A 13158-nucleotide genomic window follows, 5' to 3' on the forward strand; every position below is an offset into this window, starting at 1 on the left:
TTTTTTAATGGAGAAAAGGAGGGGAAGACATGACTGTTTTGGAGTTGACGGGTGAAGACCTGACGATTGAAGATATCAAAGATTTCCTGGGAAATAGTGACGCCGTGGTGGAAATCACGGAAGAAGGCTACAGGAAAATAAACGCCTCAAGAAAAATCGTCGAAAACATCATCCGTGAAGGGAAGACGATCTACGGTATCACGACGGGGTTCGGGCTGTTCTGCGATGTCCTGATCTCAAAGGAGAAAGCGACCGACCTGCAGGCGAACCTGATCCGCTCCCACTGCTGCGGTGTGGGCAGGCCGTTTTCTGAGGATGCGGTGCTCGTCATGATGATACTGAGGTTAAATACGCTGGTCAAAGGCCATTCGGGCGTCACGGCGGATCTTGCGGACCAGCTGAAGACCTACATCAACGAAAGGATCATACCGAAGGTGCCGGAGCAGGGGTCGCTCGGCGCATCGGGTGATCTCGCCCCACTCGCCCATATCGCGATCACGCTGATGGGCGAAGGGGAAGTATATTACGAAGGGGAACTGAGGCAGACGGCGGACGTGCTTGAAATGCTTGGGATCACACCGCTCACGCTCCGGGAAAAGGAGGGTCTCGCACTGATCAACGGCACACAGCCGATGACGGCCCAGGGGGTGCTGAACTACATTGAAGCGGAACACCTGATGGAGGCATCGCTCTGGATCGCCGCCCTCACCCACCAGGCACTGAACGGCATCACCGATGCCTATAACGAAAAAATCCACGCATCCCGGGGATATGCAGCACAGATCTACGTGGCGGAGAGGATGCGCAGGTTTTTGGAAGGGTCGCGCCTCACCACACGCCAGGGGGAAGTGCGTGTGCAGGACGCCTACTCCATCCGCTGCATCCCGCAGGTCCACGGGGCTTCATTCCAGACGCTCGAGTATGTGAAGGACAAGCTTGAGACCGAGATGAATGCGGCAAACGACAACCCGCTCATATTCAGCGAGGAGGAAGTGTTCTCTGGCGGGAATTTCCACGGGCAGCCGATTGCGATCGCAATGGACTTGCTTAAGATCGGCGCAGCAGAAATCGCCAACATATCGGAGCGGCGCATTGAGCGGCTGGTCAACCCCGCTTTGAACGGGGATCTGCCGGCGTTTCTGAGCCCGGAGGAAGGGTTCCAGTCGGGTGCGATGATCCTGCAGTATGCGGCGGCGAGCCTGGTGTCTGAGAATAAAACCCTCGCCCACCCTGCAAGCGTCGACTCGATTCCATCGTCGGCGAACCAGGAGGATCATGTGTCGATGGGGACGATCGGTGCGCGGCATGCGCGGGACATCATAGACAATATGCGGAATGTGCTCGCGATTGAACTGCTGATCGCGCTCACCGCCGTCGAATTGAAGGGGAAGGAAAAACTGTCGCCGAAGACAAGGGAGAAATTCGAGGAATACCGACTGGTTGCGGATTTTATTGAAAAAGACCGTGTATACAGCACGGATATTGAAAATTTAAGTCTGGCACTGAGTGCCGTAAAATAAGGGGTGTTGGTATGTCGAGGAAAATAACTGCCAAAAAAGGTCTGAAGATCGAATGCAAGGGATGGGAGCAGGAAGCGGCGCTCAGGATGCTGTACAACAATCTGGATCCGGAAGTCGCAGAAAGGCCTGAGGATCTCGTCGTCTACGGCGGCATCGGCAAGGCCGCGCGCAACTGGGAGGCGTTCGAGGCGATCGAGAATACGCTCCGCGGGCTGGAAGGTGATGAGACGATGCTGATCCAGTCGGGCAAGCCGGTCGCGGTGTTCAAGACCCACGAAGAGGCGCCGAGGGTTTTATTGTCGAACTCGGTACTCGTGCCGAAATGGGCGAACTGGGAACACTTCAACGAGCTCGATAAAAAGGGGCTGATGATGTACGGTCAGATGACGGCGGGCTCGTGGATCTATATCGGTTCGCAGGGGATCGTCCAGGGGACGTATGAAACGTTCGCGGAACTTGCGAACCAGAACTTTGACGGCTCGCTTAAGGGGAAGGTCGTCCTGACAGCCGGCCTCGGGGGCATGGGCGGTGCACAGCCGCTTGCGGTGACGATGAACGGGGGTGTTGCATTGTGCGTCGAGGTGGATGAATCGAGGATCGACAAACGCCTTGAGACGAAATATCTGGATGTGAAGGCCTATACTTTGGAGGAGGCGCTGAAGCTTGCAGGTGATGCACGGGATGAGGGCCGGCCGCTGTCGATCGGCCTGCTCGGCAATGCTGCGGAACTCCTGCCCGAGATTTTGGAGGGGGATTTCAGGATTGACGTGGTGACCGACCAGACTTCGGCGCATGACCCGCTGAACGGCTATATCCCGGAAGGTTTTTCACTTGAGGATGCGGCGGAACTGCGGAAGGAAGATCCGAAGGAATATGTGAGTGCCTCATCTGCATCGATGGCAAAGCATGTCAGGGCCATGCTCGGCTTCAAGGAAAAAGGCGCCGTCGTCTTCGACTACGGCAACAATATCCGACAGGTAGCATTCGATGAGGGTGTTGAAAATGCCTTCGACTTTCCGGGGTTCGTGCCGGCCTATATCCGTCCCCTCTTCTGTGAAGGCAAGGGGCCGTTCCGGTTCGTTGCGCTGAGCGGGGATCCGAGAGACATCAAAGTCGCGGATGATAAGATGCGCGAGCTGTTCCCGGACAATGAAAAACTGCTGCGCTGGCTCGATATGGCACAGGAGAAGATCGCATTCCAGGGACTGCCCGCGAGGATTGCGTGGCTCGGTTATGGAGAGCGTGCAAAGATGGGGCTTGCATTGAATGAACTGGTGGCGTCGGGTGAAATTTCAGCACCGGTCGTCATCGGACGGGATCATTTGGATTCCGGATCCGTTGCGAGCCCGAACCGCGAGACCGAAAGCATGAAGGACGGGAGTGATGCGGTCGGTGACTGGGCGATTTTGAACGCGCTTGTGAACACCGCTGCGGGCGGTTCATGGATCAGCGTCCATCACGGTGGCGGCGTCGGCATGGGCTACTCGCTCCATGCGGGGATGGTCGTCGTTGCGGACGGCACCGAAAATGCGGCCCGCCGGCTTGAACGTGTGCTGACGACGGATCCGGGGATGGGCGTCGTAAGGCACGCGGATGCAGGATATGATATTGCGATTGAGACCGCGAGGATGCGCGGCGTGAATATACCGATGCTGGAGGAGAATGAAAATGAATGATCTGATCATAAAGAACATAAAGTCACTGATACTGCCGAAGAAATCCGATGGGCCATTGAAGGGCGCTGAGATGGATGATCTTGAAATCATTGATGATGCGATGATCGTCGTGGATGACGGCAAAGTCGTCTACGCCGGGGAGGCGTCGGATGAATACGAGTCGTCCGAAGTGGTCGATGCCGGGGGCAGGATCGCCTCCCCCGCCCTCGTCGAACCGCATACGCATGTCGTCCACGGGGGATCGCGCGAACATGAGATGGCACTGAAGCGGCAGGGCGTCGACTACTTGAAGATACTGGAACAGGGCGGCGGCATTTTGAACACCGTCGAACAGACTCGGAAGGCGACGTTCGATGAGCTGCTTGAGAAGGCGTCTGTCAACATCACACGCATGATTCAGCACGGTGTGCTGACGGTCGAAAGCAAGAGCGGCTACGGCCTGGACCGTGAAACTGAACTGAAGCAGCTGAAAGTGTCGAAGGAACTGGAAGAGAAGTTCCCGGTCGTGATGCGACACACTTACCTCGGGCCGCATGCGATACCTAAGGGCCGGGACGCGGATGAATTCATGGATGAGATGATTGCCCTCCTGGATGAAGCAAAGGAATATGCGGATTTTGCGGATGTGTTCACCGAAACCGGCGTGTTCACGGTCGAACAGTCGAGGAAATACATGGAAGCGGCGCGTGAGAAGGGTTTCCGCGTGAAGATCCATGCTGATGAAATCGACCCGCTCGGCGGGCTGGAGCTTGCGATCGAGCAGGATGCGGTGAGCGCAGACCATCTCGTTGCGGCAAGCGAGGCAGGGAAAAAGCAGCTCGCGGAGTCGGACACCGTCGCCGTGCTGCTGCCCGGCACGACATTTTACCTGGGGAAAGAGAAGTACGCCGATGCGCGTGGCATGATCGACGGCGGTGGCGCGGTCAGCCTTGCCACCGACTACAATCCGGGCAGCTGTGTGACCGACAACCTGCAGATGATCATGGCGATCGCCGCCTTGAAGCTCAAGATGACGCCGAACGAGATTTGGAATGCGGTCACCGTCAATGCCGCGCACGCAATCGACGCGCCCGACCGCGGGACGCTCGAGGCCGGGGATGATGCCGACATCGTCATCTGGGATGCGCCGAACCATGAGTACATCCCCTACCACTACGGCGTGAACCATGCCTATCAGGTTTTCGCCGGCGGACGCCTGCTGTATGAGCGACCGGGGCTGAAGTTTTGATAATGAAGATATCTTTTGGGGGGAATCCGCAAGGTTGGCCTGGAAACCCACACAGGGTTGCGAAAACCATGTCCAGATTCGTAAGGTTGGCTTGAAAATCCACACAAGGTTGCGAAAACCATGTCCGGATCCGCAAGGTTGGCCTGAAAACCCACACAGGGTTTCGAAAACCGGGGTCGGATCCGCAAGACTGGTCTGAAAACCCACACAGGGTTGCGAAAACCATGTCCGGATCCGCAAGATTGGCCTGAAAACCCACACAGGGTTGAGAAAACCATGTCCGGATCCGCAAGATTGGCCTGAAAACCCGCGCAGAGTTGCGAAAAGCGGGGCCGGATTCGCAAAGTTGGAACAGAACCTCACCTAGAGTTGCGAAAAATGACCGGCATACAGCCCAAAACCCACCACCCTCCCCTATCAGGCTTGCATTTTCCGGCGCCGCGTTATAAAATGGCACCAAGTCAATCGAATATTCACTGCTTTGAAGGAAACAGTAGCATGATCCAATTTCAGAGAGGCCATGGTCGGTGGGAATGGTCAGCGGACAATGTGAATTTCCATCCTTCGCACAAAAAGCAGTCGGCATTTCCAAGTGCCGTTAAACGAATGAGATGGTGCCGAGACGGCGCTAATTAGGGTGGCAACGCGTAATCCAAACCACGTCCCTTGCATAAGGGATGTGGTTTTTTATTTTACAAATAAAAATCGCAGGAGGCGGATATTATGCTGGATATAAAATTGATCAGACAGGATACCGAAATGGTGAAGGAGAAAGTGACGAAACGGGGCATGGATGCGGGCGTGATCGACGAGATACTGAAGCTCGACGCAGAACGCAGGGATCTCATCCAGAAGACCGAGGAGCTGAAGAGCCGGAGGAATAAAGTATCCGGCGAGATCGCGCAGAAGAAAAAGAACAAGGAAGATGCCGAAGATGTGATCAAGGAGATGCGTGACGTCGGTGAGGAGATCAAGCAGATCGACAACCGGCTGAACGAGGTCGAAGACAAGTTCCATGACCTCATGAGCGGCATCCCGAACCTGATCCACGACGATGTGCCGGAAGGTGCGGACGACTCTGAAAACGTCGAAGTGAGGCGCAGCGGTGAAACGCGGACGTTCGATTTCGAACCGAAGCCGCACTGGGATATACTCGAAGACCTCGAGCTTGCCGATTTCGAGCGTGCGGCGAAGGTGTCCGGGGCACGTTTCGTCTATCAGACCGGTGACGGCGCGAGGCTTGAGCGCGCGTTGATGAACTTCATGCTCGATGTGCACAATAAAAATGATTACCGCGAAATGATGACGCCGCAGATTGTAAGGGCGGGTGCCATGTACTCGACCGGCCAGCTGCCGAAGTTCGCAGAAGACCTGTTCAAACTCGAAGACACGGACATGTATACAATCCCGACATCTGAAGTGACGCTCACGAACTACTACAAGGACGAAACGCTCTCAGACGACATGCTGCCGGTCAAGTTCACGGCCCAGACCGCGTGCTTCAGGAGCGAGGCGGGTTCTGCGGGGCGCGACACACGCGGGCTGATAAGGCTGCACCAGTTCAACAAAGTGGAGATGGTGCGCATGGAACGCCCGGAAGATTCATGGGCGGCGCTTGAGGAAATGACGCGTCATGCGGAAAACATCCTCGACCTGCTTGAAATTCCCTACCGCACGGTCATACTCTGCACAGGTGACATCGGCTTCGGTTCTTCAAAGACATACGACGTCGAAGTCTGGCTGCCGAGCTACAACGATTACAAGGAAATCAGCTCCGTTTCAAACATGACCGATTTCCAGGCGCGCCGGGGCAACATCAAGTTCAAGCGCAGCAGGGATTCGAAGCCGGAACTGCTCCATACGCTGAACGGCAGCGGCCTTGCGGTCGGCAGGACGATGGCGGCGATCCTTGAAAATTACCAGAACGAAGACGGCACCGTCACGATTCCCGAGGTGCTGAGGCCCTATATGGGTGGTCAGGAAGTCCTTAAAAAGGTATAATGAACCATAGTCAATGCTCCTATTCTCTATAGGAGCTTTATTGCGTATTGAAAGGGTGTTTATTTGAAACCAAATGTTTCGCTGGGTCAGACGTTTCTTGCGATTTTAATCAGCTTCGTATTCATTGCCATCACCACCATAAGCGTTTTACTCGGCGCGGTGATCCTGCCGCTCGTGGTCTATTATCTGCTTAATATAAAGCATAAAAGTAATTATCATTTCTGGCTGATATTCATCAGCTTCCTGCTGCCTGCATTTCTGTTCCTCTCCCCCGTGATTTGGATGTGGTTTGTGGTATTATATATACTGACTGCAGTGATCTATCATACTTTGAGCAAAGGTTTTTCACAGGAGCTCACGCTCTTCTACGGCACATTCGCACTGATGCTGAGTGTCGTGGGCGGATTGAACCTGCTTCAGATGACAGGGGTCATCAATCCCCTGGCGGATACATATATGGATGTAAGGAACTGGTATGTCGAACAGGTTGAAGGCATGGGGGCCCTGAACTTTGCAGCACTTGACATCGATGTGTTCCGGATGGCGCTCGACCAGCTGTTCATCCAGCTGCCGGCTTTCATCACGATCATTTCATTTTTTGTCGTGCTCTACACCGTATTGATGTTAAGATTATTGTTACAGAATAAAGAACTCAAACCGTGGCCGTACCTGTCATTCAAAGACTGGGCGTTCCCGAGGTTCATATTATATTTATTTTTCATCTTGTATATAGTCTCACTCTTTACATCTCCTGAAGACACATTCGGGACGATCATCAGCAACGCCTATGTGGTGGTTGAATGGGCAGTGTTCCTGCATGGACTCAGTTTCGCCTATTTCTTCTTCCTTGAGAAGAACATGAATAAAGTCCTCGCCATCCTGCTGCTGATCCCGCTTGCGATACTCAGACCCTTGACAGTCATAATCGGTCTTATGGAAATGGTCTTCAGATTCAGATTATCGATGAAACTAAAAAGGAAGTGAAGCAGATGTTCAACATTATAGATAAAAAGTTGATTTATATCCCGTTTGGAATAGCTGCGTTCCATATACTAGTGTTGAATATCTTTGTGATGGCCAATCACGTGCGTCTCGGCCTTATTGTACTGTTATTCAGCATCATTTTGATGCTTGCCGTGTTCATGTATCTTGCGCGTTCGATCACAAGCAGCGAAGAACGCTCGAGGAAGATCGTCTACGGCATCGCCGGTTCACGGAAATATGCGGTCGATGAGCTGCCGGTCGGCCTGATCCTCCTGAACGATGATGACGAGATCGATTATATGAATCCCCAGATACTGGAAGAACTGACCGAAGAAAAGATCGGTGAACCGATCAACCGGATCTTCTCAAACATCATGACCGCACTCAAGGCGAACAACATGAAAGTGATCGAGTCCTCCCACAACGGGAAGGACTACCGGATCTTCTGGGAAGAGGAGCACAAGGCGCTCCATCTGCTCGACATCAGCAAGCAGCGCCAGCTGGAGAGCCGTGTGGAGGAAAAGACGCCGGTCATCGGCATCCTTTATCTCGATAACTACGATGAAGTCACCCAGAACATGAGTGAGGCTTTGAAAAGTGAGCTGAACAACTCGGTCACGAATACGATCAACGACTGGGCGGACCGCCACCATGTCTATATCAGGCGCTTCTCACAGGATCGTTTCATCATCGTCCTGAACTCCAAAATACTGAAGGATATCGAGGAGACGCGGTTCAACCTGCTGGATGAAGTCCGTGACCGTTCCGACGAGATCGGCGTGCAGATCACGCTCAGCATCGGCCTCGGGGAAGGCACGGATGAGTTCATCGAAATCGGCGAGCTCGCCCAGTCATCTCTTGACCTTGCCCTCGGCCGCGGCGGCGACCAGGTGGCCATCAAGGCCGCCAACGGCAATGCGCGGTTCTACGGCGGCAAGACCGACCCGATGGAGAAACGCACGCGCGTCAAGGCACGTGTCGTCGCCCATGCGCTCCGGGACATACTGCTTGAAGGCGACAACGTGCTCATCATGGGCCATAAGCGCCCGGATATGGATTCGCTCGGTGCTTCCCTCGGGGTGGCACGCCTGGCTTCGATGAACGACATAGAAGCGCGTATCATTTTAAACGAGGAAGATATAGATGATACGATGCAGAGGGTGATGAATGAAGTCATCGAGCGCGAGGAATTGATGGAGAAATTCGTGACCAGCGAAGATGCATGGGACCTGATGAATCCGAAGACGACGGTCGTCGTCGTGGATACACACCGTCCGGCGATGGTCCTTGATGAGGACATACTGAACAAGGCGACCCGTAAAGTGGTCATCGACCATCACAGGCGCGGGGATGACATCATCTCCAATCCCCTCCTCGTCTATATGGAGCCGTACGCGTCCAGTGCAAGCGAACTGGTCGCGGAACTGATCGAATACCAGAACGTCGAGAAGCGGCTGTCGCGGATCGAGGCGACGGTGATGCTGACGGGGATCATCGTCGACACGCGGAACTACACGCTGCGCACGGGTTCAAGGACATTCGACGCCGCAAGCTTCCTGAGGAGCCAAGGTGCGGACCCGGTGCTTGCACAGACATTCTTAAAAGACGACATCGATACGTTCATCGCACGGAGCGATTTGATCAAATCGGCGGAAATCCTCGACAACGGCGTCGCCATCGTCAAATCCGATGCATCGATGAGTTACCATCCGGTGACGGTCGCACAGGCGGCCGACCAGCTGCTTCAGATCGAAGGCGTCAAGGCATCGTTCGTCATGGCATACCGCGAAGATGATTCGGTCGGCATCTCCGCACGCTCATTCGGCGAGATCAACGTCCAGCTCGTCATGGAGGCACTCGGCGGCGGCGGCCATCTGACGAATGCGGCGACCCGCATCCAGGACCGTCCAATCGACCTTGTATATGAAGATTTAGTGAAAGCAATCGACGAAGCTTTAGAAAACAGGAGTGAAGAAGAATGAAAGTAATTTTGTTGAGTGATGTAAAAAACCAGGGTAAAAAAGGCGAAGTCAAAGAAGTCGCAACAGGTTATGCGCAGAACTTCCTGATCAAAAAAGGCCTTGCCGAAGAAGCAACGCCTGCCAACCTCGAAAAGCTCAAAAAGCAGAAAGACCAGATGGCACAGGAAAAGGAACAGGAACTTGTGGATGCACAGCTTCTGAAGACGGAGCTCGAGTCCAAAGAAGTGGAAATAAAGACCAAATCCGGCGAAGACGGCCGCCTGTTCGGCTCCATCAGCTCGAAGCAGGTTGTCGATGCGTTCGAAAAGCAGCACAACCTTAAGATCGACAAGCGGAAACTGAACATGGACCAGCCGCTCAAAAGCCTCGGCTACCATAAACTGAAGGCGAAACTTCATCCGGAAGTCGAAGCTGAGATCAAAGTCCACGTTGTTGAACAGTAATATGCACAGTAAAGGAGGGGATTGATTATGAATGGCAATCACCAGATGCCGCATGATGTTGAAGCGGAACAGTCGGTGCTGGGTGCGATTTTAGTCAATCCCGAAATTTTCATCACGATCCAGGAAAGGCTGGATCCCGAAGATTTCTACCGCAATGAGCATCAGCAGATATACCGCGCAATGGCGCTGTTGAGTGAAGAACGGACACAGATCGACCTCGTGACGCTGACCAACCAGCTGCGTACGATGGACCAGTTGAATGTGGTCGGCGGTCCCCGGTACCTCGGGGAATTGTCCGAATTCGTACCGACCAGTCTGAACTGGTCTTTTTATTCCGATATCGTCAGCAAGTACTCGCTGCGCAGGAAGCTGATCGAAACCGTGAGCCAGATCGCAACCGACGGCTTCTCTGAAGATGTTGAAATCGAGGACATCCTGAATGAGGCGGAATCGAAAATCATGTCGATTTCCGAATCCCGCCGCAACGAAGGGTTCAAATCGATGAAATCCGTCGTCCATGAAGTGTATGAACAGGTCGAGGCGCGGGCCGGCCAGAAGTCGCTGACCACCGGGATCCCGACGGGCTACCGGGACCTCGATTTCATGACATCCGGCTTCAACCGGAATGACCTCATCATCATCGCCGCCCGCCCTTCCATGGGTAAGACGGCGTTCGCACTGAATATCGCTGGCCACGTCGGGACGTCACAGGATAAATACACTGTGGCGATTTTTTCCCTTGAAATGGGTGCCGATCAGCTGGTCACGAGGATGATATCCTCAAAAGGCATGATTGATGCCACCAAGCTCAGGCAGGGCAACCTTGAACATCAGGACTGGGATAACTTCACGACGGCCATCGGCCAGCTTGCGGATTCGAAGATATTCATCGACGACACCCCGGGCATCCGGGTCACCGACATCCGTTCAAAATGCATGCGGCTGAAGCAGGAGCACGGGCTCGACATGGTCATCATCGACTATCTGCAGCTGATCCAGGGCTCCGGTTCACGGGGCAGCGACAACCGCCAGCAGGAAGTCTCGGAGATTTCGAGGATGCTGAAGGCGCTCGCCCGTGAGATGGAATGCCCGGTCATCGCCCTTTCACAGCTGTCGAGAAGTGTGGAATCGCGTCAGGATAAGCGGCCGATGATGAGTGACCTGCGTGAATCCGGTTCGATCGAGCAGGATGCGGATATCGTCGCCTTCCTCTACCGGGAGGATTACTACACGCGCGGTGACGGCGAGGAAGAGGATGCCGGCGCCCAGAAGGAACAGGATGAAATCGAGATCATCCTGGCCAAGCACCGTAACGGTCCGACGGGCACGGTCAATCTGATCTTCAATAAATCGTATAGTACGTTTTTTGACCAGGATACACGGGATTACGGGGATGGATACATCCCGCCAAACTAAAATGCGAATTTTTTTATAGGGTGTCTATAAAAACGTTCGTATTTTTTGTTGCATCTTGCATGCTATATTGGTAGAATGTAACGGTATTCTATTGAATAAATTGGAGGCTCTTAAATGTCTGGTACAGTAGTGGTTGGAACGCAGTGGGGAGACGAAGGTAAAGGGAAGATAACGGATTTCCTGTCGGAGGATGCAAACATCATTGCACGTTTTTCCGGCGGCAACAACGCGGGTCACACGATTCAATTCGGCGGGGAGACTTATAAACTCCATCTCGTGCCGTCAGGTATATTTTATGATGATAAGCTGTCCCTGATCGGCAACGGCGTGGTCGTCGATCCATTATCCCTGATCAAGGAGCTGGACGGTCTGATCGAGCGCGGCATCGATGTCGACAACCTGCGCATCTCCAACAGGGCGCAGGTCATCCTGCCGTATCATCTTGCACAGGATGAACTGGAAGAAGAAGAACGCGGTGCAAACAAGATCGGTACGACAAAGCGCGGCATCGGCCCATGCTATGTGGACAAAGTCCAGCGCATCGGCATTCGCATGGCGGACCTCATAGACGATGAAGTGTTCAAGAAGCGTCTGGATGAGAACCTGCAGATCAAGAATAAAACGCTCAAAGCCCTGTACGGTCATGACGGTTTTGACTTCGAGGACATCTACATCCCTTACCGGGAAGCGGCGAAACGTCTTGCACCTTATGTTGCAGATACTGCGAAAATCCTTGACGATGCCTTCCAAAATGATGAAAAAGTTTTATTTGAAGGTGCACAGGGTGTGATGCTCGATGTCGACCACGGCACGTACCCGTTCGTGACTTCAAGCAACCCGATCGCAGGGAACGTCACAGTCGGCTGCGGCGTCGGCCCGACGAACGTGAAGAATATCGTCGGTGTGTGCAAGGCGTATACATCACGCGTCGGCGACGGCCCCTTCCCGACCGAGCTGTTCGATGACCAGGGAGAGCACATCCGCGAAGTCGGCCGTGAATACGGTACGACGACCGGACGCCCGCGCCGCGTCGGCTGGTTCGACACGGTCGTCGTCCGCCATTCAAGACGCGTGAGCGGCATCACGGACCTGTCCCTGAACTCGATCGACGTACTGAGCGGCCTCGAGACGGTCAAGCTCTGCACCGCCTATGAAATCGACGGCAAGGAGATCACCGAATACCCTGCCACACTCGACGCACTCGAGCGTGCAAAACCGGTATATAAAGAACTGCCGGGCTGGAGCGAAGACATCACAGGCGTCAAACACCTCGATGAGCTCCCTGAGAACGCGCTCAACTACCTGCGCGAAATCGAAAGACTGTGTGATGTGAAAGTGTCGATCTTCAGTGTCGGCCCGGACCGCACACAGACCAACCTTCTGAAGGATTTCTGGAAATAGTATTTTGAATCGGACCCGCTGCTGCGGGTCTTTTTTGTGTCCGGTGAATTCGATTAAGTTGTCGATTCTGTGTGACTTAATCGATTTCGGTTACGTATTTCGATTAAGTTGTTGATTCTGTGTGACTTAATCGATTCCGGCTCCGCATTTCGATTAACTTGGAGATTTCCGGGGACTTAATCGATTTTGCCTCCACATTTCGATTAACTACCTGATTTCCCGCAACTTAATCGATTCCACCCCCCAGCCGAATAAACCCCGTCGCCCCCCTCCTCATTCACCTCCTCCACCCCGCCGCCAAACCGGGAAAATTTCACTCTCAACCCACCAAACTTAAAAAAATCTCATAAATCTGCTATAATCATATTGAAATCAAAACCACCTTCATGTTATAATCAATCTTGTGCCATATGATGATGGCCCGTTGGTCAAGTGGTTAAGACACCGCCCTTTCACGGCGGTAACACGGGTTCGAATCCCGTACGGGTCACTTTTTTACAATTTCAT

At 53.7% G+C, this 13158-nt stretch carries 9 protein-coding genes and 1 tRNA gene; all 10 read left to right on the forward strand.

From position 1 onward, the window contains the following. Nucleotides 1-29: 29 nt before the first annotated feature. The 10 genes from hutH (at nt 30) to LPW40_RS08030 (ending at nt 13141) form a co-directional block, all read left to right on the forward strand. Nucleotides 30-1520 carry a histidine ammonia-lyase gene (gene hutH, locus LPW40_RS07985; protein WP_230821711.1) on the forward strand — a complete coding sequence of 497 codons (1491 nt, stop codon included), beginning with the start codon at nt 30-32 and terminating at the stop codon, nt 1518-1520. Between the two features lie 11 nt (nt 1521-1531). Further along, on the forward strand, nt 1532-3196 hold the full coding sequence (gene hutU, locus LPW40_RS07990) for a urocanate hydratase (protein ID WP_230821712.1): 1665 nt from the start codon (nt 1532-1534) through the stop codon (nt 3194-3196). Further along, nucleotides 3189-4424, forward strand: a complete 1236-nt coding sequence (gene hutI / locus LPW40_RS07995; protein ID WP_230821713.1) for an imidazolonepropionase — start codon at nt 3189-3191, stop codon at nt 4422-4424. Before hutU ends, hutI begins: the two co-directional genes overlap by 8 nt. A gap of 723 nt (nt 4425-5147) precedes the next feature. Beyond that, nucleotides 5148-6425 carry a serine--tRNA ligase gene (serS, locus tag LPW40_RS08000; RefSeq protein ID WP_230821715.1) on the forward strand — a complete coding sequence of 426 codons (1278 nt, stop codon included), beginning with the start codon at nt 5148-5150 and terminating at the stop codon, nt 6423-6425. Nucleotides 6426-6488: 63 nt separating this feature from the next. Further along, a complete protein-coding gene (locus LPW40_RS08005; protein WP_230821717.1) occupies nt 6489-7409 on the forward strand; it encodes a DUF2232 domain-containing protein in 921 nt (306 codons plus the stop codon). 5 nt (nt 7410-7414) lie between these two features. Further along, nucleotides 7415-9391, forward strand: a complete 1977-nt coding sequence (locus tag LPW40_RS08010) for a DHH family phosphoesterase (protein WP_230821718.1) — start codon at nt 7415-7417, stop codon at nt 9389-9391. Further along, nucleotides 9388-9834 carry a 50S ribosomal protein L9 gene (gene rplI, locus LPW40_RS08015; protein ID WP_230821719.1) on the forward strand — a complete coding sequence of 149 codons (447 nt, stop codon included), beginning with the start codon at nt 9388-9390 and terminating at the stop codon, nt 9832-9834. The genes LPW40_RS08010 and rplI overlap by 4 nt, the downstream gene beginning before the upstream one ends. A gap of 27 nt (nt 9835-9861) precedes the next feature. Further along, nucleotides 9862-11250: a replicative DNA helicase gene (gene dnaB, locus LPW40_RS08020; RefSeq protein WP_097041966.1), complete on the forward strand. Its 1389-nt coding sequence runs from the start codon at nt 9862-9864 to the stop codon at nt 11248-11250. Nucleotides 11251-11364: 114 nt separating this feature from the next. Continuing rightward, nucleotides 11365-12651, forward strand: a complete 1287-nt coding sequence (locus LPW40_RS08025) for an adenylosuccinate synthase (protein WP_230821721.1) — start codon at nt 11365-11367, stop codon at nt 12649-12651. A 418-nt stretch (nt 12652-13069) separates the two neighbouring features. Next, nucleotides 13070-13141: transfer RNA gene (locus LPW40_RS08030), tRNA-Glu, on the forward strand. The last annotated feature ends 17 nt before the right edge of the window (nt 13142-13158 follow it).

The sequence above is a fragment of the Salinicoccus halitifaciens genome (assembly GCF_021026095.1).
Classification (GTDB): Bacteria; Bacillota; Bacilli; order Staphylococcales; family Salinicoccaceae; genus Lacicoccus; species Lacicoccus halitifaciens.